This window comes from Pseudomonas medicaginis, assembly GCF_965119365.1.
Classification (GTDB): domain Bacteria; phylum Pseudomonadota; class Gammaproteobacteria; order Pseudomonadales; family Pseudomonadaceae; genus Aquipseudomonas.
Map to the genome: position 1 here is coordinate 4,737,566 of NZ_OZ221631.1, position 23,010 is coordinate 4,760,575.

Here is a 23,010-nt window from a genome sequence, read left to right on the forward strand (position 1 = left end):
CTCCTTCACAGCGCCATTTCAATCAGGCAAGGACCGCCATCGGCCTTGGCGTTGGCCAGGGCACGCTGCAATTCGCCATTGGTGTGAACGGTACTGGCCGGCAAGCCGTAGCCCTTGGCCAAGGCCTTCCAATCGATGCGTGGACGGTCCAGTACCGTCAGGCTCAGGGCCTGGGGACCCAGCTCGGTCATGCCAAAGCGGCGCAGTTCGTTTTGCAGGATCGCGTAGCGGTGGTTGGCCGCGATCAGGACCACCACCGGCAGTTGCTCGCGGGCGATGCTCCACAAGGTCTGGATCGTGTACTGGGCACTGCCGTCCGATTGCAGGCAGAACACGGTGTTGCCGCGCTCGGCCATGGCGGCGCCAAACCCCACCGGAATGCCCTGGCCGATGGCCCCACCGGTGTTGGTCAAGACCCGATGCCGTGCGGCATGGGCCGAGGCAGTGAAGAACGGATAGCCACACGTCCCACCTTCTACCGAGACAATGCAATCGTCGGGCAGCGACGCGGCCAGCACCTGGCCCACCGATTGCGGCGTCAACGTGGCGTCGCCGGGTGGCAGCTCGATACCGGTCGACGTTGGCACATAGGCCGGCGCCTCAAGCGCATCGGCCAACGCAGTGAGCGCCCCGGCAACGTCGTCCCCCACCTCAGCCAGACACAGCAGGCGTTCGCGCTCTGCCAGCCGGGAGGCAATGCCTTCGTAGCCGAAGTAGCTGATGGGCTCGGGCACGCCGGCACAGACCACCGCGTCGTATTGGTCAAGGATCTCGATGGCCACCTCGGGGAAGTAAGGCAGGCGATCCAGGTCTGGCAGGCCACCACCGCGATAACTCATGCGCGGAAAGGTTTCGGCGAACAGGCGCACGCCCGGCAGTTGCGCCAGGCGCCCTGCCGCTTCCAGGCCCGCGACGGACAAGCCTTGGTCGCCGACGATAAACACCAGGCGCCGCCCCTCGCGCAATGCCTGGGCGACCGCCTCGACCCGGTCACCGGCAAAGCGCCGGACCGGAGCCTGCAATGCCGTGAAGGCTTTCTCGTGCGGCACGGTGTGGGCTTGCAGGTCCATCGGCAGGATCAGGCTGGCGATCTGGCCGTTGGCTTGCCAGGCGGCACGCACCGCCTCCTGGAAATCTTCACCGACGCCAGAGGCCGTGCGCGAGGTCCTTACCCACTTGGAAACGCTGCCGGCCAACGCCTGGATATCGCTGGCCAGCGGCGGATCGTAATTGACGTGCCAGGACGCGTGATCGCCGATGACGTTGACGATGGGGGTGTTGGCACGGCGTGCGTTGTGCAGGTTGGCAATGCCATTGGCAAAGCCGGGGCCCAGGTGAGTCAGGGTCATCGCCGGCTTGCCGGCGATCCGGCCGTAGCCGTCCGCAGCACCGGTGCACACGCCTTCGAACAAGGACAACACCGGCTTGAGGGCTGGTGCGCTGGCCATGGCTGCCACCAGGGGGATTTCGGTCGTTCCGGGATTGGCGAAGCAGTATTCGATACCACTTGCCACCGCCGCCTTCACTATCAGTTGCGCACCATTCATTTCCAGCCCTCTTCGTCGAGCGTTTGCAGTGGCTGAGATTTATCACACAGCAGAATCGACAAAACAAGCTATTTTTATACATTAAAATCATATTTTGAGATTAATGCGAATTTTAAAACAGAAAATGCCTTTGCAGACACTTGTATTTCTCAAGCATTGGGTTACCGTGGCAATGCGCTTCTGGGCGAGCAAGCGGGCTTTTCATCACCCCCGCGGCTACCTATAGTGCTCACCCAACGCCCCCCTACGCGCCCCCCCCCTTTAGGAGCGAAATGAGCAGTCTGAGCAAGATGCTGAGTGTGCTGGACCTTTTCGGCCCGGCCACGCTGAAGATCGAACCCGATACCATCGCCGAGCGCATGGGCCTGTCACGGGCGACCGTGTACCGCTACGTCAAGGACTTGTGCGATGCCGGCCTGCTGGTCCGGGTGGATGCCGGCAGCTACGGCCTGGGGCCACGCATCATTGAGCTGGACTGGATGATGCGCCAGTACGACCCGATCCTCGTGGCAGGCCGCGAGCTGATGCACCAGCTGTCCGAAGCCACTGGCCTGGCGGTGTTCGCCAGCGTTTTCTACGACGGCCGCATCATCAACACCTACATCGCCGAACCCAGTGACACCTACCAGTTCGCATTCGGTCGCGGCCAGCCGCTGCCGTTTTTTCGCGGTGCACAATCCAAGGTGTTGATCGCCTTCCAGAAGGGTCGGCGTCTGCAACGCCTGTTCGACGAACACCTGGCCAATGTCCCCGACAGCGGCTATGACTGGGCAAGCTTTTCCAAGGCTGCGAAAAAGATCCGCAAGGACGGCTATTGCATGACCCACGATGAACTCAACCTGGGGCTCACAGGTATCGCGGCGCCGATCGTCAACCCGGAGCTCGACGAAGTGGTGGGCAGCCTTTCGGCCGTCGGCAGCACCGATAGCTTCAAGCTGCTGCGCCAGGAAACCGTGATTGAAATGGTGATGGACACCACCCGGCGGATTGCCGGGCGGATGCAACATCCGCCTGCTGTCAGCTGACAGGGACACTGCTCACTCCCCTGTGGCGAGGGGATTTATCCCCGCTGGGCTGCGCAGCAGCCCTAAAAGCCAAACAACTCGGTGTGTCAGATAGATTGAATTGGCTTGTAGGGGGGGGCTGCTGCACGGCCCAACGGGGATAAATCCCCTCGCCACAGGGTTTATCGAACAACCCCCGCGTCAGAACGGCACGGCCACCGACACCTGGCTGTAGACGTTGGTGCCATTGCCGCTCACTTGATTGCCGCCGGTTGTCGCGTCCCGATCCGGCTTGTAGAGGCCGATCAGAGGGGTAACGATCAAATGCTCGTTCACTGCCCACTCGGCATACAGATCCAGCTCACGGGCATCCAGGTTCAGGGCGTTGTCTTTGCGTACCGTGTTGAAATCAAAATACAGCACGCCAAGGGTCAGGTTTTCCAGTGGCGTGGCCTTCAGGCCGACATGGTGGATAGCCGTATTGCTGTTGAAGGGCCCTGCATAGTTACCCGCGACTTCACCCTGGAACCAGGTGCCATAGCCCGTGCTCTGCCCGGTGAACAGTGAATCCCACTTCTGCGAATAACGGGTGTAGCGGTACGTCAGCTTCGGGGCCCAGGGGAGCTCGGCAAAGGTGTAGCCGGCCTCGGCGTACCAGGCGTTCTGCGGGCCGGCGTCCTTGTCCTGCCAGGCGTATTCGAACGCCAGGCTGGCGTTCTCGATGCCCGCGTCGCCTTCACCACGGATGCTGTAGACATCCATGCCCTTGCGTTGCTTCTGGAAATCGCTGGCCCACTGCTCGTTCACGTCGAGGCCATGTATCCAGGTCAGCCCCAACGTGCCTGCCTTGGTGGTGTAGTCCAACGTACCGGCGGCCAGTTCGGTTTCGGCCTGGGCACGGTTGTCGGACTTGAGCCAGACCACACTGCCATGCAGCCCTTCCTGCCCGCCCAGACGCAGCACGGCGGTCTGATCGAACGCGTGCCGGGCTGCCAGGTAATAAGCGCCACCACGATTCAAGCGACCCTCGGCAGGCCCTTTGCCCAGGTTCGGCCCGTCATCGTTGATCAGGAACCCCCTGCCCAACTTGACCACCTGGCGGCCGCCGGAGATATCGACACCGTCCTGCCCAAGCAGTGGGAACAGATCGGCGGAGCGCCAGCCCAGGTAGGCGTCTTCGATCTTCGTCGTGCGCTCGCTGCCCAGCGTATTGCCGGCCGCGTCGCCATCGCCCCAGGTGGCGGAACTGACCAGGCTGAAGGCGCCGTAGGCAGTACCATGGCCGGCCAGGCCCTGGTCACCGCTGACGCCATACTTGATGAAGCCTTCGCGCCAGGTTGAACCGCCTGGCCTGCCGTCGTAGTTCTTGCGACTGTTGAAATGGCCGAACACGGCCAGCATGTCGGCGTTGAGGTGAGTGTCGTCATCGGCATACAACTCATGGGCCTGGACCTGACTCGCCGCGCAGAGCGCCAACGTACAGGCAAGGCCACTGCCGAAAAATCCCATACGCGATAGATTTCGCATGGCTGGAGCTCCTTGTGGTGCGCCCTTATAGGCTGTTTTTATATGCAAGAGCCGGCACCGCAAGCGGCACCGGCTGGCCGGGTTAACGGCAGTCGGCAAGCGCGCTGTCCAGCGCACCGACCATCATGACGGCCTCGTCAGAAGTGAGTGTCAGCGGTGGCGACATCACGATTTTGTTGCCGATCGGGCGCACCAGTACGCCGGCGCGGCGCGCTTGCTCGGCAATGCGCGAGGCCAGGCCGTTGGCGGGGTCAAGCGGCTCGCGCGTGACCTTGTTCGCCACCAGATCCACGGCGATCATCAAGCCCTTGCCGCGCACTTCGCCCACCACCGCATAACGTTCGGTCAACGGTTGCAGTTGCTCCAGCAACTGGGCACCGACCTTCCCGGCGTTGCCCGGCAAATCCTCGGCCTCGACGATGTCCAGCACCGCCAGGGCCGCCGCACAGGCAGTCGGGTGACCGCTGTAGGTGTAGCCGTGCATGATCACGCTGCTGAAACCCGGGGCGTTCTCGATGGCATCGGCGATGCGCTGGTTGAAGACCGTGGCGCCCATGGGGATGTAGCCGGCGGTGATGCCCTTGGCCAGGCACAGTACGTCGGGCGCGACGCCCCAGCCCCGACTGCCGAGCATGCAGCCGGTACGACCGAACCCGGTGACCACTTCGTCGGCAATCAACAAGATGCCGTGGCGGTCACAGACTTCACGCAGCCGCTTCCAGTAATACGCAGGCGGCACGATCACGCCACCAGCGCCCTGCACCGGCTCGGCGATCAACGCGGCAATGGTCTGCGGGCCGAGCAGCGCGATCTGATCTTCCAACTGGCGAATGCAGTGAGCGGTCAGTTCTTCCGGATCGCGGCAGTCCCAGGGGTTGCGATACAGCCACGGCGTATCGAGCAGATGACAGCCAGCCAGCAGCGGCCCGTGGTTGTAGTGATACACGCCGTTGCCGCCCACGGAGGTGCCGCCCACGTGCACGCCATGGTAGCCATTGCGCAACGACAGAAAGCGCGTGCGCCCTGGCTCGCCGCTGGCGATCCAGTATTGACGGGCCATTTTCAGGGCCGTCTCGACCGCATCGGAGCCGCCGGAACTGAACAGGACCCGCGCCATGTTTTCCTGGGCGAACATCGACGTCAGCCGCTCAGCCAGGTCGAACACCCGCGGATGAGCGATGCCGTCGAAGGTCTGGTAATAGGCCAGTTCGTCCAGCTGCGCGGCGATGGCCGCTTTCACCGAAGGCCGGTTGTGGCCCACATTCACGTTCCAGAGGCCGCCCACACCATCGAGCATGCGATGGCCTTCGATATCGGTGATGTAGTTGCCATCGCCACGGGCGATGATCAACGTCTTTGAGCGGTTGGCTGGCGCCGCAGAACTCATCGGGTGCCAGAACTTCTTCTGTGCTGTCTTGTAGTGCTCGTACATGGTTGCAGTCCTCACTCAGTTTCACGCTTGCGTACGTACAGCAGTTGCTGGCCGGTAAATTCCAGCAACCCTTCAAGGCCGAACTCGACGCCGAACCCGGACATCTTGCTGCCGCCAAACGGCGTATTCGGCTGGATCTGCGCATGGCAGTTGACCCAGGCCATGCCACACTCCAGACGACTGGCCAATGCCTGTGCCTGCTCGCTGTCGCTGCCCCAGACCGATCCACCCAGGCCCATGTCACCGGCATTGGCGCGACGCAGGACATCCTCGACCTCCTGGTAGGCAATCAGCGGCAACACCGGACCGAACTGTTCCTCGTCCACCAGGCGCTGCCCGTCGGTCACATCGGCGACGAGCGTCGGCGGATAGAAAAAGCCCGGGCGGTCCAAACGAGCACCACCGCACAACACACGCGCCCCCTGGGCACGGGCATCCGCCACCAGCGCCTCCACCAGCGTCAGCTGTTCGAGGTTCTGCACTGGGCCAAACGTGACCCCCGGCGCCAGGCCGTCACCCACCACTTGGCGCCCGGCGATCCGGGCCAGGGCCTGGGCGAAGGCCTCGTACTGGGATTGGTGGATATACAAACGCTTGAGGGCGGCGCAGGTCTGCCCCATGTTCAGGAAGGCCGCCTGGAAAATGTCTTCGGCAACCGCCTCGACCGGCGTGCCGGGCAGCACGATGGCGGCATCGTTGCCGCCCAGCTCCAGGGTCAGGCGCTTGAGGTTGCCGGCGGCGCCGCGCATCACGCTTTGCCCAGTGGCGGTCGAGCCAGTGAAGACGATCTTCTGGATGCCGGCATGGGCAGTGATCGCACTGCCGAACCCTTGTTCGCCGGTCACGCTATTGATCACCCCCCGAGGCACATGGCGCGCGATGATCTCCACCAGGCTCAGGGTGCTCAAGGGGGTCAGGCTGGAGGGTTTGCTGATGACGCAGTTGCCGGCGCGCAACGCCGGCATGATGTGCCAGACGGCAATCATGAACGGCCAGTTCCAGGGCGTGATCGACGCAACGACGCCCAACGGCTTGCGGTGCAGTTCAATGCGCTGGGTTGGGGTTTCTTCCACCAACTCCACGGGGATCTGCTGCTCGGCGGCATAGCGCGTCCAGGCCACCGCGCCCATCACTTCGGAGAACGCCAATTCCAACGGCTTGCCCTGTTCCAGGACAATGAGCCGGGCCAATGCCTCGGCTTCCTGCTCGATATCGGCAGCGATGCTCAGCAGGCGCTGGCGGCGATCTTCATGGGTGCTGTGACGCCACTCGACAAAGGCCGATTGCGCCGCTTCGACGGCAAGGTCCAGTTGAGCCAGGGAACCGGCCGCACAGCGGGCGAACACCGTACCGGTCGCCGGATTGAGCACATCGAAGCACCCGTTTTCTCCGTCGACCCGGGCCCCATTGATGAGCATTTGATAATCGTGCATGACACCTTCCTTTCAAGCGCTGCCGGACCGTCGCGAACGACAGCGGATTTTTTCTGGGTAGATTGACGTGGTTGCGCGGTGCCCTAGAGCTTGTGGCTGCCCAACGCCATGAACCGCTCGGGCGAGGCCTTGCGCAATCGAACGGCGAGGAACACGCCGACGATCAGTGCGACGGGAATCACTGCGCAAAGGCCGTAGGACAAGAGTTGGCTGGCACCGGTCAGTACGTCGAAATGAATCACCGCAAGAGCCAGGACCACCAACAATGCCAGGCACGAAAAGCCCGGCAGAATCCGACCGCGCCAGAGCCCCAGCTTCAACTCCGGGTGCGCTCGGAAATAGACGAATACCGCCGCCGAAGTCAGCGCCATGAGCAGGATCACGCACAGCGTGGCCAGGTTGGAGAACCAGGCGAACAATTGCAGGATCGGATCGGCGTCCAGTGCGGCGAAGATCAGCACCACCACCGCCGCGATCAGGCTTTGCAGGACCGAGCCCATGTGCGGACTCTGGTGCACGCGATGGGTGGTCCCCAGCCGGCTGTGCAGCAAACCGTCACGGCCGATGGCATAGAAGTAACGCGCCGCGGCATTGTGGAACGCCAGCAACCCGGCGTAGATGCTGACCATGAACAGCACGCGGATGATCTGGGTCAGGTGCGGGCCGACAAAGTGATCGGACATGCCGTAGATGAACGTCGTCGGATCCTGGAGCGCCTGCAGGGTCGGCACGATCTTGTCCGCACCGACGCCAATCACCATCGCCCAGACCGACAGGGCATAGAAACCACCGATCAACAGCACCGAGCTGTAGGTGGCGATGGGAATCGTACGGTGCGGGTTCCTGGCCTCCTCGCCATAGATGGTGGTGGCTTCAAAGCCAATGAACGCCGCAAAGCAGAACAGCAGGCCGATGGACGGCGTGCCGCTGAACACATGGCTGCGCTCGAACGAATCGAGATTGATGCCGCTGTCGCCACCGGTCTTGAGAATGGCGAAATCCAGCGTCAGGATCGCCAGGTACTCGGCAATGACCACCACCGACAGCACCCGGGCCGACAGGTCGATCTTGCGATAGCCAAGAATCGCGATGCTCGCCATCGCCAGGAGCGAATAGGTCCACCACGGCAAGTCCAGGCCAAAGACGCTGGCCATCGTGCCACTGACCACGCCGCCGAACATGCCGTAGAGGCCGACCTGGAGAATGTTGTAGGCGAACATCGCCAGCACCCCCGCCGCCCCACCGGCCAGGCCACCCAAGCCGCGGGAGGTGAAGGCATAGAAACCACCGGCGTTGGTCATGTGGCGGGACATGGCGGTGTAGCCCGCCGAGAAGGCCAGTAACACCAACAAGGCCAGGATCAGCAATGCCGGTGTGCCAGCGCCGTTGCCCAGCATGATGCCAATGGGGAAACCGCCGGCGATGACGCTCAAGGGACTCGCCGCCGAAATCACAAAGAAGATGATGAAACCGACACCCAAGGCGCCGCGCTTCAACTCCGTCGAGCTGCTGATCGGGAAAGATACGCTCATGGTTCTTGACCTTATTGTATGAGGCAGTTGCTGCTGGATCGGAGACGGCCCGCTTCGCCGACTTCCAAAGGCTTGTTGTTCTGCTTGCACGCTGGATTCGATGCTAGGCCCTGGCCAAAACCCTTCGCTATCCCAAAACGGCAGCATCCGAAGCCGCGCCCCAAAACAGGTCAGCCCTGTGGCGAGGGGATTTATCCCCGCTGGGCTGCGAAGCGGCCCCCCGAATCACGCAGCTCGGTGTGCCAGCAAGATTGAGTTCACTGTTTTAGGTCTGCTGCGCAGCCCAACGGGGATAAATCCCCTCGCCACAGGGACGTCGTCGTCCCAAGTGCCTCGCATTGGCCCACTGTCGGCGCACAGAGGCTGCCGATTCGGGATAACCGGCGGGCGCTTCCTGCCGCAAGATAACCTCGCCCACCGTTCGAACGACGCAGGGCTCAGAACAATAAAAATCCCCATGCGCAGGAAAACTTCAGCATGTTCTTCGCTCGTCTCTCTATCCAATGGCGGATCACACTCTTGAGTGGCCTGTGCCTGCTGGCGGTCGTCGGGGCATTGACCGGCGCCTCCCTGTATCAGAACCAACAAGGCGCCACGCTGCTCAAGCAGCAAAGCAGCCAACTGTTGGGGCGCTCGGCCCTGGAAGGCCTGCAAGCACAAGCCCTGGCCCACGGTCAGCGGGTGGAGCGCTTTTTCAGCGAAACCGCGATCTATGGGGAAGGTTTTGCCCAACAGGTCCTGCAACTGCGCGCCCAGGCGTGGAACGGGCGACTGACGCCAGGGCAACTGCGCCGGGACCTGATCGCCGCGACCCGCCAAGCCCTTCAGAACCGCGAAAAAGTCCTCGGGTTTTATGTGGTGCTGCTGCCCGACGCGCTGGTCGGTGAAGATGCCGGTTTCACCGGTCAACGGGATCTGGCCGGCAATGAAAAAGGTCGCTTTGCCCTGTACTGGTCGCAAAGCCAACCCGGCCATCTGGTGCAGGAAGTGCTCAGCGAAGCCCAGATCAGCGCCAACACGGCACCACCGGGCAGCGAGCCGGCCAATGCCTGGTACGTCTGCCCGCAGACCCTGGGGCGCACCTGCGTGACAGAGCCCTACGCGATCGAGGTCGAAGGCCAGAAGACCTTGATGAGCAGCCTCTCCATACCGTTGCTGGACCAGGGCAAAGTCATCGGCGTGGTGGGCATGGACATCAGCCTCGATACCCTCCAGCAACTCGCCGCCAGCCTTGCAAACGACCTGTACCCCGGCCACAGCGAGATCAACATTCTTTCCCCGTCAGGGCAAGTTGCCGGCCATAGCGGCACGGTTGACGGCCTCTCCATCGATGTTCAGCAAGCCGTGCAAACCGTTCCCGCCAATACGCCCTGGCAATTGCAGATACGCGTGCCTGAGTCGCTTGTGCAAGCGCCGGCCCTGCAAATGCAGGCCCAGTTGGACGACAAGCGTCGCCAGTCCGATTGGTTCAACCTCAGCCTGGGCTTGCTCGCCAGTTGCCTGGGCCTATTGCTTATCTGGCTGGCGGCCTACGGCGTCACCCGCCCCTTGTTCAGGGTGGTGCACATGCTCGACGCCATTGTCGAGGGCGACGGCGATCTCACCCAACGCCTGCCCAACGACCGCCACGATGAATTGGGCCACCTGGCGAAGGGCTTCAACCGCTTTCTCGACAAATTGCAGCCCATTATCCGCGATATCCAGCAAGCGTCCCTGGCCACCCGCGACACCGCCGATACATCGGCGCAGGTGGCCCGGGAAGTCAGCGCGGGCATGCACACGCAATACCGGGAAGTCGAGCTGGCAGCGACCGCCTTGCATGAAATGAGCACCAGCGCCCAGGAAGTGGCCCGTCACTCCCACCAGGCGGCCGATGCCGCCACCGTCGCCGAAAGCGCAAGCCGATCGGGGCGTGAATTGTTCGCCAATGCGGTCACCAGCATCGACAGCCTGGACCGACGCCTGGAAACCACCCTCGAGCAGGTGCAGGCGTTGGCCGGCAACAGCCAACACATCGGCCAGGTGCTGGACGTGATTTGTGCCATTGCCCAGCAGACCAACCTGCTGGCGTTGAACGCCGCCATCGAAGCGGCCAGGGCGGGTGAACAGGGACGCGGCTTCGCCGTGGTGGCCGACGAAGTTCGCCATTTGGCCAGTAACACCCAGAACTCGGTCGAGCAGATACGCACCGTGATCGAAGCGCTACAACAGTTGAGCCAGGAGGTCGTGCACAGCACCCAACTGAGTCGCGAACAGGCCAGGGACAGCGTCGCCCAAGTCGAAAAGACCCATGCGGCGCTGCAACATATCACCGACGCCGTGGAAGTGATCGAGCACATGAACCAGCAGATCGCCAGCGCCGCCCTGGAGCAAAGCGCTGTCGTGGAAGACATCAGCCATCGCGTCAGCGACATTCGCGGGATCAGCGAGACCTTGACCGGCCGGATGGAAGACGCGTCCCAGGCGAGCCACTCGTTGCATGCCATGGCCAACCATCAACAGCAGTTGGTGGGCCACTTCCGGGTTTAAGGGTGATTACACAATTTCACAGAGCGCCTACAAAGCTTCACCCCTGCCATTGGCCTCGCTCCCTACCATGGACGGCTCAATAGTGGGGAAGCACCATGTCCAAGATTCCTTTCGTCACACTGGGCCTGTTGGTTGGGGCGCTGCTGCTCAATGGCTGTGATAGCGCCTCGACCCCAGAAGCACCCTCCCCGCTGGCAAGCGTACGGGTCGAAACCGTCCAGGCCCGACCACTGTCGATCAGCAACGAGCTGAGCGGCCGGATCGTCGCACCACGGGTCGCCGAGGTCCGTGCACGGGTGACCGGCGTGGTCTTGCAGCAGGTGTTTCGCGAAGGCCGCGACGTCAAGCAGGGCGAGGTGCTGTTCCGTATCGATCCGGCGCCGTTCAAGGCCGACCTGGACAGCGCCGAAGCGGCATTGCGCAAGGCCGAGGCCAATGCGTTCCAGGCCCGCTTGCAGGCACAACGTTACGCCCAGTTGATCGATGACCAGGCAGTCAGTGGCCAGGACTACGACAACGCCCGGGCCAACGTGCGCCAGACCGCCGCCGACGTCGCCGCCAACAAGGCTGCCGTGGAACGGGCGAAACTGAACCTCGGGTATGCCACGGTGACCGCGCCGATCGCCGGGCGCATCGGTCGCGCCCTGGTGACGGAAGGCGCCCTGGTGGGGCAGAACGAAAGCACGCCGTTGGCGTTGATCCAGCAACTGGACCCGATCCACGCCGACCTCACGCAATCGACCCGCGAACTCAACGACCTGCGCCGCGCCTTTCGCGCAGGGCTTTTGCAAGCGGTCGGCCAGGGCCAGGCCAAGGCCACGTTGATTCAGGACGACGGCAGCCCTTATCCGCTGCCCGGCAAGTTGCTGTTCACCGACCTCAGCGTCGACCCGAGCACCGGCCAGATCACCCTGCGCAGCGAGTTCCCCAACCCCGACCTGGACCTGCTGCCGGGCAGCTTCATCCGCGTGCGCCTCGAACAAGCGGTCAACAACCAGGGCATCACCGTGCCACAACGGGCGATCCTGCGGGACAGCGCCGGGGTCGCCCACGTCTTGCGGCTGGACGCCGAGCAGAAAATCAGCCAGCAACCGGTGCAACTGGGCGCCGCGCAAAACGATCGCTGGGTCGTCACGCAAGGTTTGAAACCCGGCGACCGCATCGTCATCGAAGGCCTGCAACACGCCCATCCCGGTGAGCAGGTCCAGGTCGATGACACCCCACTTCCCCTCGCCCAGGTTCCCGGGCCACAGGCAGGACACTAAGCCATGCCGCAGTTCTTCATCGACCGTCCGGTGTTCGCCTGGGTCGTCGCGCTGTTTATCCTGTTGGCCGGTATCCTGGCCATCCCGCAACTGCCGGTGGCGCAATACCCGGTCGTGGCCCCGCCCCAGATCGAGATCTACACCGTCTACCCGGGTGCTTCGGCGCAAACCGTGGACGAAAGCGTGGTCAGCCTGATCGAGGAAGAACTCAACGGCGCCGACAACCTGCTGTATTTCGAGTCCCAGAGCAGCCTGGGTAGCGCCACCATCACCGCGACCTTCCAACCCGGCACCAACCCGGAGCTGGCCCAGGTCGATGTGCAGAACCGCCTCAAGGCTGTGGAGTCGCGCCTGCCGCAAGCGGTGACCCAGCAAGGCTTGCAAGTGGACAAAGTCTCCGCGGGCTTCCTGCTGCTGATCACCCTCACCTCCAGCGACGGCAAGCTCGACGACGTGGCCCTCAGTGACTACCTGGCGCGCAACGTGATGAACGAGATCAAGCGCCTGGACGGTGTCGGCAAGGCCCAGTTGTACGGCGCCGAGCGGGCGATGCGGATCTGGATCGACCCGCAGAAACTCGTTGGCTTCAACCTGACCCCGGCCGACGTCAATGCCGCCATCGTGGCGCAGAACGCCCAGGTGTCGGCCGGCAGCCTGGGGGATTTGCCGAGCCGCAGCACCCAGGAAATCACCGCGACCATCGTCGTCAAAGGCCAGCTCAACACGCCGCAGGAGTTCGCCGACATTGTGCTCAAGGCCAACCCCGATGGCTCGACGGTGCGCATCGCCGACGTGGCACGGGTGGAAATCGGCAGCCAGGAATACCAGTTTTCCACGCGCCTGAACGGCAAGCCGTCCACTGCCGTGGCCGTGCAACTGTCTCCGGGCGCCAACGCCTTGAACACCGCGACCCTGGTGCGGAACAAGATGGACGAGCTGTCGCGCTACTTCCCGGCCGGCGTGGAATACAAGATTCCCTACGACACCTCGCCGTTCGTCAAAGTCTCGATCACCAAGGTGATCTACACCCTCGGCGAGGCGATGTTGCTGGTGTTCGCGGTGATGTTCCTGTTCCTGCAGAACATCCGCTACACCCTGATCCCGACATTGGTGGTGCCGGTGGCGCTGATGGGCACCTTCGCGACGATGCTCGCCCTGGGGTTCTCGATCAACGTGCTGACCATGTTCGGCATGGTCCTGGCCATCGGCATCCTGGTGGACGATGCCATCGTGGTGGTGGAGAACGTCGAGCGGATCATGGCCCAGGAAGGCTTGTCGCCCAAGGAGGCCACGCGCAAGGCCATGGGGCAGATCACCGGGGCGATCATCGGGATTACCCTGGTGCTGGTGGCGGTGTTCATTCCGATGGCGTTCATGCAGGGCTCGGTGGGGGTGATCTACCAGCAGTTCTCGCTGTCGATGGCGACGTCGATCCTGTTCTCGGCCTTTCTCGCCCTGACCCTGACCCCAGCGCTTTGCGCGACCTTGCTCAAACCGGTCGCTCAAGGTGACCACCACGCCAAAAGCGGTTTCTTCGGCGGGTTCAACCGTGGCTTCGACCGGTTCGGCGAGCGCTATCAAGGGTGGGTGGCCTATGCGGTGAAACGCAGTGGTCGTTATCTGCTGATCTACGGCGTGCTGCTGGTGGGCATGGGCCTGCTGTTCAGTCGCCTGCCCTCTTCGTTCCTGCCGGTGGAAGACCAGGGCTACACCATCACCGACATCCAGCTGCCACCGGGTGCCAGCAAGAATCGTACGGTGCAGGTGGTGGAGCAGATCGAAGCCCACAATGCCGGCGAGCCGGGGGTTGGCGACAGCACAGTCATTCTCGGTTTCAGCTTCTCCGGCAGCGGGCAGAACGCGGCACTGGCCTTCACCACCCTCAAGGATTGGTCGCAACGCGGCGCCAATGATTCCGCGGCGTCCATCGCCGACCGCGCCAACCTGGCGCTAAGCCAGATCAAGGACGCCATGGCGTTCTCGGTGCTACCGCCGCCGGTGGACGGCCTGGGCACTTCCAGCGGTTTCGAGTTCCGTTTGCAGGACCGTGGTGGCCTCGGCCATGCCACCTTGATGCAGGCCCGCAGCGAATTGCTCGCCGCCGCCGAAAAAAGCCCGATGCTGATGAATGTGCGCGAAAGCGCCCTGGCGGAGGCGCCGCAGGTACAACTGGAGGTTGACCGCAAACAGGCCAATGCCCTGGGTATTTCCTTTGCCGATGTCGGCAGCGTGTTGTCCACGGCGGTAGGTTCGGCCTACATAAACGACTTCCCCAACCAGGGGCGGATGCAGCGGGTAGTGGTCCAGGCCGAGGGCGACCAGCGTAGCCAGGTCGAGGACCTGTTGAAGATTCACGTGCGCAACACCAATGGAAAAATGGTCCCGTTGTCAGCCTTCGTCCAGGCCCGCTGGACTCAGGGGCCGGCGCAATTGACCCGCTATAACGGGTATCCGGCGGTGAGCATCTCCGGCGAACCGGCACCGGGCTACAGCACCGGGCAAGCCATGGCCGAAATCGAACGGTTGGTGGCCCAAGGGCCGACGGGCCTGGGCCAGGAATGGACTGGGCTGTCGTTGCAGGAGCGCTTGTCCGGCAGCCAGGCGCCGATCTTGTTGGGCCTGTCGTTGCTGGTGGTGTTCCTGTGCCTGGCGGCGCTGTACGAGAGCTGGTCGATCCCGACCTCGGTGCTGCTGGTGGTGCCGCTGGGCGTGCTCGGTGCGGTAGTGGCCGTGTCGTTGCGCGGCATGCCCAACGATGTGTTCTTCAAGATCGGGCTGATCACCATCATCGGCCTGTCGGCGAAAAACGCGATCCTGATCATCGAATTCGCCAAGAGCCTGTACGACGAAGGCCACGACCTGATCGACGCCACGCTACAGGCTGCACGCCTGCGCCTGCGACCGATCATCATGACCTCGCTGGCGTTCATCCTTGGGGTGGTACCGCTGGCGATTGCCACGGGCGCCAGTTCGGCGAGCCAGCAGGCCATCGGCACCGGGGTGATCGGCGGCATGATCACCGCCACACTGGCGGTGGTGTTCGTGCCGGTGTTTTTCGTGGTGGTGATGAAGCGAGTCAGGCGTGTTGATCCCAAGTGAGGCCAGGCCGGAGCACCGCTATCGCGAGCAAGCTCGCTCCCACATTGGGTCTTCAGCGGACACCCTATCCGCGTGCATCCGGAATCCTTCTGTGGGAGCGAGCTTGCTCGCGAAGGCGGCAGGCGAACCCAGTGATCAATCCGCCTGCACCGTGACCTGACGCTGTTCGCCCAAGCCCTCGATCCCCAGGCGAATGGTCTGGCCCGGGCGCAGGAACACCGGGTTGGGCTTGATGCCCAAGCCGACGCCGGGCGGCGTGCCGGTGGAGATCACATCCCCCGGTTGCAGGCTCATGCAGCGGCTCAGGTAAGCGATCAGTTGCGGCACGCTGAAGATCAGCGTCCGGGTATTGCCGTTCTGATAGCGGTGTCCGTCGACTTCCAGCCACAGGTCCAGCGTATGCGGGTCGGCGATTTCATCCCGGGTCACCAGCCAGGGACCAAGGGGGCCGAACGTGTCGAAGCCCTTGCCCTTGTCCCAGGTGCCGCCGCGCTCCAGTTGCCACTCGCGCTCGGACACATCGTTGATGACGCAGTAGCCAGCGACATGCTCCATCGCATTGGCCTCGTCGATGTAACGCCCGCCCTTACCGATGACCACGCCCAGCTCGACTTCCCAATCGGTCTTGAGCGAGCCACGGGGGATCTGGATGTCATCGTTCGGCCCGCAGATGGCACTGGTCCATTTGTTGAAGATGATCGGCTCTTTCGGCACCTCCATATTCGACTCGGCCGCATGGTCGGCGTAGTTCAAGCCGATGCAGATGAATTTGCCAACCTGGCCGACACAGGCACCGATGCGCGGCTGGCCGGTCACGATCGGCAGGCTGCGCGGGTCGAGGGCGGCGAGCATTGCCAGGCTGTCCGCGCCCAGGACCTGCCCGGCGATGTCCGGCACGTGGCCCGAGAGGTCGCGGAGTTGATTGTCGGCATCCAACAGCCCGGGTCTTTCCGAACCTTTTTCGCCGTAGCGCAATAGTTTCATAACGTGCTCCTGCTCAAGTGAAGACCGGGGTTCAGAGGCTCATGCCACCGTCGATGAGGTGAATGGCCCCCGTGGTGTAGGCGGACGCATCGCTGCCCAGGTACACCGCCAACTGTGCGATCTCTTCAGTGCTGCCGATGCGCCCCATGGGCTGGCGGTCGAGGAATTGCCGGTAGACCTGCGCCTCATCGACACCCTGTTGCACGGCCTGGTCGGCGATGCGCTGGCGCAGCGAAGGCGAATCCACAGTGCCCGGGCAGATCGCGTTGCAGCGGATGCCCTGGCTGACGAAGTCGATGGCAACAGCCTTGGTCAGGCCCACCACCGCCGCCTTGCTGGTCGCATAGGCAAAGCGATTGGGCACGCCCTTGACGCTGGACGCCACCGACGCCATGTTGATGATCGAGCCGCCGCCACGCGATAGCATCCCGGGAAGGAACGCGCGGATCATGCGGTACATGGCCGTGACATTGAGGTCCATCGAACGCGCCCAGGCTGCTTCGTCGCAGTCGAGGATGTTGCCGCTGTGCACGAAGCCGGCGCAGTTGAACAGCACGTCGAGCCCGCCGATGCGCTCGCAGACGGCGTCGATGGCACCCGCCGAGGTGACATCCAGGATGATCGGCATGACCCCATCGATGCCCGTCAGTGCGCGAATGTCGATGTCACTGGCAAACACCTCGGCGCCGGCCCGGGCGAAAGCCACGGCACTGGCCAGGCCGATGCCCTGCCCCGCCGCCGTGACCAGGACTCGCTTGTTCTGCAGGCTCATGCCGTCTCCAGTTGCGCGGCCGGTGGCGCGGTCTTGGGTGTCCTGCCAAGCATCGAGGCGGGAATGGCCAGGATCAGCCCGCCGCTGACCAACAGGCACAAGGCGAGGACATAGGTGCCGTTGTTGATATTGCCCGTCAGGGTTTCCGCCACGGCGGTGATCATCGAACCGGTGAAGCCCGACAGGTTGCCGATGGCGTTGATCATGCCAATGCCGGCTGCGGCGGCGACGCCCGACAGCACGGTGCCCGGCAAAGTCCAGAAGATCGGCATCAGGCTGAGGATCCCCGAGGCGGAGACACTGAGGAACAGGACCGACAACACCAGGTTATCGGCGAAGAACGCGCTGAGGATCAATCCAACGCCACCGATGAACGCCGGAATCGCCGCATGCAGGCGCCGTTCGCCGGTGCGGTTGGAATGCCGGGCATTGAGCAGCATCGCCACCACTGCCACCGAGTAAGGAATGGCGGTGAGCAAGCCGATGTGCAGGCTGTTGGTGATCCCGGTGCTCTTGATGATCGAAGGCATCCAGAACGCCAGGCCATAGAAGCCGGTGTTGAAGGTCAGCAGGATCAACACCAGCAGCCACACCCGAGGATTGAAGAACACTTCACTCAAGCGCGTGGCCTTGCCCTGATTGTCGGTTTGCAGGTTGGCCTTGAGCAGGGCTTTTTCCGCGACAGACAGCCATTTGGCTTTGTCGATGTTGTCGGCCAGGCAGACGATCACCACGAACGCCATGATGATCGACGGAATGCCTTCGATCAGTAACATCCATTGCCAGCCAGACAGGCCATGCACCCCTTGCATGCTGTTCATCAGCCAACCGGAAAGTATCCCGCCCAGGGTCAGGCTGACGGGAAGCGCCAGCAGGAACCCGGACATCACCCGGCTCTGCCGGTGGGTCGGGAACCAGTAGTTGAGGTAGAGGATCACGCCGGGGAAAAAGCCCGCTTCGCAGATGCCCAACAGGAAACGCAGCACGTAGAACATGGTGCTCGATTCGATATGAAAGAACGCCGCCAGCGGCACGGTGTAGGCCACGGCCATGGACACCACCGCCCAGGTCAGCATGATCCGGGCGATCCAGAATCGCGCGCCAAAGCGATGCAGCAACAGGTTGCTGGGGACTTCGAAGAGAAAGTAGCCCCAGAAAAACATACTGGCGCCCAAGGCATACACGGTGTTGCTGAATTGCAGCTCGTTGAGCATGTCGAGCTTGGCGAACCCGATGTTCACCCGATCGAGGTACGCCGCCATGTAGCACAACAGCAACACGGGCAGGATCCGCCAGATCACCTTGCGGTAGGTCCGGTCTTCGAAATCCAGTTCGCAGGCGGGAGCCTGGGCGGGCAACGGCTCGGAGATGGTTTGCATGAGGTAACCCCTGATTGTTTTTATTGGGTCACGTCGAATGAGCGAGTCATCCGGCGATTGAACGAGGACTCTACTGTCGGGAATCGATTCTTTCCCAATGGCATTTTTGGATTAGTCGATAACGTATTGTTATCGAGGCTTGGGATTCGGACCAGGAACCTGTGGCGAGGGGATTTATCCCCGCTGGGCTGCGAAGCAGACCTAAACTGGCCCTCGTATCCTGGCAGGTTGATTGCGTTGAACTTCTTGGGGCTGCTGCGCAGCCCAGCGGGGATAAATCCCCTCGCCACAGGTTTGGGTTGCGTCTTCAAGTCATCTGGCGGGCGTTGTCCTTGAGGATCTCGGCGAACTCCAGCGCCGCGCCCACCAGCGGCTCATCCTTGCGCGTGAGAATGCCGTAGTCCTGCGGCACCAAGTGCAACGGGGTATCGAGGGTCTTGAGCTGGCCGCTTTCGAGCAGCGGATCGACCATCGCATTGGGCAGCATGCCGATCATGGGCCCGCGTTGCAGCACCTGGAGGAAGGTCTGCATGGAAATGGTGTCGATGGTGTTGCGCGGCATCCCAACTCCGGCTTCGGCGAAAGCCAGCTCCATGCGAGCGCGGATCGGCGTGCCGACCGGGTAGAGAATCCACGGCAAGTCCACCAACTGCTGCAAGGAGACCGGGCCCGCGCCGGCCAACGGATGGCGATAGTTGACCACGATACAGAACGGCTCCGGGGCCAACGGCTGGAAGTCATAGCGCTGCTGCTGGCTTTGATCGGTAAAACGGGCCACCGCCAGGTCGAGCGTCTTCTCTTCAAGCATCTCCATCAGGTGGTTACTGGTCTGCTCCACCACTTCAATCGACAGCAACGGCCAGCGCTGCTTGATCTGCAGAATCGCCTCGGGCAAAGCCACCGCAGTGGCGGCAAAGATCCCGCCGACCTTGAGAAAGCCGTGGCCACCCTCGCGCAAGCTGCTGATTTGCTCGACGAACGAGCGCGCATCATTCAAGGCAATCTGCGCATACCGCAGTACGTGTTCGCCCAAAGCCGTAGGCGGCATGCTCCGTGGCAGCCGTTCGAATAGGGCAAAGCCGAGCAGGCTTTCGATTTCCTTGAGCATCTTGCTGATGGCCGGCTGGCTGAGGTTCATCTGCTGCGCCGCCAGGTGCATGTTGCGGGTGCGCCCCAAGGTGTCGATCAGCAGCAAGTGGCGGAATTTGAGCCAGCCACAGAAGCTGGAGAAGGACAGATCTGACATGGCTATTCCTCAGGCCGGCGATAACCCGACGTTATCAAATACTGAATATATCTCATTGGAGTTTATCGAGCGGCCACCCTAGCGTGAAGGCTTTACGAACAGGAAGACTTGCCATGTCGCTACTGCTTACTCCCGAGAATACCCTGCCCGTCGATGGCGTGGCCGGAACCCTGATTGGTCGTGCCTGGGTGCCAGGCCGAATCGCCGGGCCTTCGCCCATTGCGTTGCGCAGCGACGGTGTATTCGATCTCTCGGATCGTTTTGCGACATTGAGTGATCTGCTGGAAACAGAATCGCCGCTGGCCGCCGTGCGACAGACGCCCGGCACCTTCATCGCCAGTGTCGAAGCCCTGCTGGCCAACACCGGCCCTGATGCCGACCCGAGCAAACCGTCGCTGTTACCGCCACTGGACTTGCAAGTGATCAAGGCCGCCGGCGTGACCTTCGCCGCCAGCATGATCGAGCGTGTGATCGAGGAACAGGCCGGCGGTGATGCAGCGAAGGCCGAAGCCGTACGCGCCACCGTCCACAGCGTGATCGGCGACAACCTGCGCGCCATCGTGCCGGGGTCCGAGCAAGCCATGCGCCTCAAAGCCTTGCTCATCGAACAGGGCATGTGGTCGCAGTACCTGGAGGTCGGCATCGGCCCGGATGCGGAGATCTTCACCAAGGCACCGGTGCTGGCCGCCGTGGGCAGCGGCAGCCAAATTGGCGTTCATCCGGTATCACACTGGAACAACCCGGAACCGGAAGTGGTGCTGGCGGTGAACAGCCGTGGCCAGATCCACGGCGCCACCCTGGGCAACGACGTCAACCTGCGGGACATCGAAGGCCGCAGTGCGCTGTTGCTGAGCAAGGCCAAGGACAACAACGCATCCTGTGCCATCGGGCCGTTCATTCGCCTGTTCGACGAGCACTTCAGCCTGGATGACGTACGCGCCTGCGTGGTCGATCTCCAGGTACAAGGCGAAGATGGCTACCGCCTCCACGGTTCGAGCTCCATGAGCCAGATCAGCCGTGACCCGCAGGACCTGACACGCCAGACGCTCAACGCCAACCACCAATATCCGGACGGGTTTGTGTTGTTTCTCGGTACCCTGTTCGCCCCCACCGAAGACCGTGACCATCCCGGCAGCGGTTTCACCCACAAGCTCGGGGACGTGGTCAGCATCAGCAGCCCGTTGCTCGGAAGCCTGCATAACCCGGTGACCCACAGCTGCGATGCCGCCCCCTGGACCTTTGGTGTCAGCGCCTTGCTGCGCAACCTTGCCGCCCGAGGACTGCTGGACCGCTAGAACGCCACGACCGTGACCGATTCATCCAATTACAAGAGAGACATGAATCATGAGTGACACGCCAAAACGCCGCCTGCGCAGCGAGCAATGGTTCAATGACCCGGCTCACGCGGACATGACCGCCCTGTATGTCGAACGCTACATGAACTACGGCATGACCCGCGAAGAGTTGCAATCGGGACGCCCGATCATCGGTATCGCCCAGACCGGCAGCGACCTGACCCCCTGCAACCGTCATCATCTGGAACTGGCCCAACGGGTCAAGGCCGGTATCCGCGATGCCGGGGGCATTCCCATGGAGTTCCCGGTGCACCCGATCGCCGAGCAATCGCGACGCCCCACTGCGGCGCTGGATCGCAACCTGGCCTACCTGGGGCTGGTGGAAATCCTCCACGGCTACCCGTTGGACGGCGTGGTGCTCACCACCGGTTGCGACAAGACCACGCCCGCCTGCCTCATGGCGGCCGCGACCACCGACCTGCCCGCCATTGTCCTGTCCGGCGGCCCGATGCTCGACGGCCACCACAAGGGCGAGCTGATCGGCTCCGGCACCGTGCTCTGGCATGCGCGCAACCTGATGGCCGCAGGCGAGATCGACTACGAAGGCTTCATGGAGATGACCACTGCGGCATCGCCATCGGTGGGTCACTGCAACACCATGGGCACCGCCTTGTCGATGAACGCCCTGGCCGAAGCCCTGGGCATGTCGCTGCCCGGTTGCGCGAGCATTCCGGCGCCCTATCGCGAGCGCGGACAAATGGCCTATGCCACTGGCAAGCGCATCTGCGAACTGGTGCTGCAAGACATTCGCCCTTCACAGATCATGACCCGCCAGGCCTTCGAGAACGCCATCGCCGTCGCCTCCGCCCTGGGCGCTTCGAGCAATTGCCCGCCGCACCTGATTGCCATCGCCCGACACATGGGCGTCGAACTGAGCCTGGATGACTGGCAACGGATCGGCGAGGACGTACCGCTGCTGGTCAATTGCATGCCGGCGGGCAAGTACCTGGGTGAAGGGTTTCATCGGGCCGGCGGCGTGCCCTCGGTCATGCATGAGCTGCAAAAAGCCGGACGCCTGCACGAAGACTGCGCCACGGTCAGCGGCATGACCATCGGTGAAATCGTCGGCAGCCGCCTGACCAGCAATGCCGATGTGATCCATCCCTTCGACACCCCGCTCAAGCACCGTGCCGGTTTCATCGTGCTCAGTGGCAATTTTTTCGACAGCGCGATCATGAAGATGTCGGTGGTGGGCGAAGCGTTTCGCAAGACCTACCTCTCCGAGCCCGGCGCCGAGAACAGTTTCGAAGCCCGGGCCATCGTGTTCGAAGGACCGGAGGATTATCACGCCCGCATCGACGATCCGGCGTTGGACATCGACGAGCGCTGCATCCTGGTCATTCGCGGTGTCGGCACGGTGGGCTACCCCGGGAGCGCCGAGGTGGTGAACATGGCCCCACCGGCCGCGCTGATCAAACAAGGCATCGACTCCCTGCCCTGCCTGGGCGACGGTCGTCAGAGCGGCACCTCGGCGAGCCCATCGATCCTCAACATGTCCCCTGAAGCGGCCGTGGGTGGCGGCCTGGCGTTGCTGCAAACCAACGACCGGCTGAAAGTGGACCTGAACACACGCACCGTGAACCTGCTGATCGACGACGAAGAAATGACCCGACGCCGACTCGAATGGACACCGAACATCCCTCCGTCGCAAACACCCTGGCAGGAACTGTACCGGCAACTGGTGGGGCAATTGTCCACCGGAGGCTGCCTGGAGCCGGCCACGTTGCACTTGCGCGTGATCGCCCGCAGTGGCGAGCCACGTCATTCGCACTGAGTCCGGGGGGCCGATTGTTCACGTATGTTGAATGCAGATGCCAACCCGCAAGGATTTATTCCACGGGCCGAAAGGAGAAAGATGCGCGCCAGGGGCCACGGGCCCTGTCGAATCTTTCTCACACCCACGGAG

14 protein-coding genes and 2 pseudogenes are annotated in these 23,010 nt (G+C 62.9%); 7 read left to right on the top strand and 9 right to left on the bottom strand.

Annotated features, from left to right (window positions below):
• Positions 1-5 precede the first annotated feature (5 nt).
• The gene (locus tag ACMTA2_RS20455) at positions 6-1,547 is read right to left on the bottom strand and encodes an acetolactate synthase large subunit (RefSeq protein ID WP_413791508.1); all 1,542 of its coding nucleotides are present in this window, start codon (positions 1,545-1,547) and stop codon (positions 6-8) included.
• A 272-nt stretch (positions 1,548-1,819) separates the two neighbouring features.
• On the opposite strand from ACMTA2_RS20455, the gene ACMTA2_RS20460 reads away from it, so the two are divergent.
• Positions 1,820-2,572, top strand: a complete 753-nt coding sequence (locus ACMTA2_RS20460) for an IclR family transcriptional regulator (protein WP_413791509.1) — start codon at positions 1,820-1,822, stop codon at positions 2,570-2,572.
• Positions 2,573-2,752: 180 nt separating this feature from the next.
• Here ACMTA2_RS20460 and ACMTA2_RS20465 read toward each other — a convergent pair whose 3' ends face one another.
• From ACMTA2_RS20465 to ACMTA2_RS20480, 4 genes are all read right to left on the bottom strand, one after another.
• Positions 2,753-4,078 carry an alginate export family protein gene (locus tag ACMTA2_RS20465; protein ID WP_413791510.1) on the bottom strand — a complete coding sequence of 442 codons (1,326 nt, stop codon included), beginning with the start codon at positions 4,076-4,078 and terminating at the stop codon, positions 2,753-2,755.
• Between the two features lie 82 nt (positions 4,079-4,160).
• Positions 4,161-5,510 carry an aminotransferase class III-fold pyridoxal phosphate-dependent enzyme gene (locus ACMTA2_RS20470; protein ID WP_413791511.1) on the bottom strand — a complete coding sequence of 450 codons (1,350 nt, stop codon included), beginning with the start codon at positions 5,508-5,510 and terminating at the stop codon, positions 4,161-4,163.
• Positions 5,511-5,521: 11 nt separating this feature from the next.
• Positions 5,522-6,943: an aldehyde dehydrogenase family protein gene (locus tag ACMTA2_RS20475; protein ID WP_413791512.1), complete on the bottom strand. Its 1,422-nt coding sequence runs from the start codon at positions 6,941-6,943 to the stop codon at positions 5,522-5,524.
• An 83-nt stretch (positions 6,944-7,026) separates the two neighbouring features.
• Positions 7,027-8,475, bottom strand: coding sequence for an APC family permease (locus ACMTA2_RS20480; RefSeq protein WP_413791513.1), 1,449 nt, complete (start codon positions 8,473-8,475; stop codon positions 7,027-7,029).
• 477 nt (positions 8,476-8,952) lie between these two features.
• Between ACMTA2_RS20480 and ACMTA2_RS20485 the strand changes: the two are divergent.
• The 4 genes and pseudogenes from ACMTA2_RS20485 to ACMTA2_RS20500 form a co-directional block, all read left to right on the top strand.
• Positions 8,953-10,146: pseudogene (locus ACMTA2_RS20485) on the top strand (PDC sensor domain-containing protein); the annotation flags it as partial.
• 264 nt (positions 10,147-10,410) lie between these two features.
• Positions 10,411-11,004, top strand: a pseudogene (locus tag ACMTA2_RS20490) (methyl-accepting chemotaxis protein); the annotation flags it as partial.
• A 95-nt stretch (positions 11,005-11,099) separates the two neighbouring features.
• Complete coding sequence (locus ACMTA2_RS20495; protein WP_413791514.1) at positions 11,100-12,269, top strand: efflux RND transporter periplasmic adaptor subunit; 1,170 nt, start codon at positions 11,100-11,102, stop codon at positions 12,267-12,269.
• 3 nt (positions 12,270-12,272) lie between these two features.
• Entirely contained in the window at positions 12,273-15,368 is a 3,096-nt protein-coding gene (locus ACMTA2_RS20500) for a multidrug efflux RND transporter permease subunit (RefSeq protein ID WP_413791515.1), read from the top strand.
• Between the two features lie 135 nt (positions 15,369-15,503).
• On the opposite strand, the gene ACMTA2_RS20505 is transcribed toward ACMTA2_RS20500, so the two are convergent.
• The 4 genes from ACMTA2_RS20505 to ACMTA2_RS20520 all read right to left on the bottom strand — a co-directional run bounded on the left by ACMTA2_RS20505 (position 15,504) and on the right by ACMTA2_RS20520 (position 19,749).
• On the bottom strand, positions 15,504-16,352 hold the full coding sequence (locus ACMTA2_RS20505) for an ureidoglycolate lyase (protein WP_413791516.1): 849 nt from the start codon (positions 16,350-16,352) through the stop codon (positions 15,504-15,506).
• Between the two features lie 31 nt (positions 16,353-16,383).
• The gene (locus tag ACMTA2_RS20510) at positions 16,384-17,124 is read right to left on the bottom strand and encodes an SDR family oxidoreductase (RefSeq protein WP_413791517.1); all 741 of its coding nucleotides are present in this window, start codon (positions 17,122-17,124) and stop codon (positions 16,384-16,386) included.
• Positions 17,121-18,503 carry an MFS transporter gene (locus ACMTA2_RS20515; protein ID WP_413791518.1) on the bottom strand — a complete coding sequence of 461 codons (1,383 nt, stop codon included), beginning with the start codon at positions 18,501-18,503 and terminating at the stop codon, positions 17,121-17,123. Before ACMTA2_RS20515 ends, ACMTA2_RS20510 begins: the two co-directional genes overlap by 4 nt.
• Positions 18,504-18,810: 307 nt before the next feature.
• Positions 18,811-19,749: a LysR family transcriptional regulator gene (locus ACMTA2_RS20520; protein WP_413791519.1), complete on the bottom strand. Its 939-nt coding sequence runs from the start codon at positions 19,747-19,749 to the stop codon at positions 18,811-18,813.
• A gap of 113 nt (positions 19,750-19,862) precedes the next feature.
• Between ACMTA2_RS20520 and ACMTA2_RS20525 the strand changes: the two genes are divergently transcribed.
• Both ACMTA2_RS20525 and ACMTA2_RS20530 read left to right on the top strand, forming a co-directional pair.
• Positions 19,863-21,044, top strand: a complete 1,182-nt coding sequence (locus ACMTA2_RS20525; protein WP_413791520.1) for a fumarylacetoacetate hydrolase family protein — start codon at positions 19,863-19,865, stop codon at positions 21,042-21,044.
• Between the two features lie 49 nt (positions 21,045-21,093).
• The gene (locus ACMTA2_RS20530; RefSeq protein WP_413791521.1) at positions 21,094-22,878 is read left to right on the top strand and encodes an IlvD/Edd family dehydratase; all 1,785 of its coding nucleotides are present in this window, start codon (positions 21,094-21,096) and stop codon (positions 22,876-22,878) included.
• Positions 22,879-23,010: the final 132 nt, after the last annotated feature.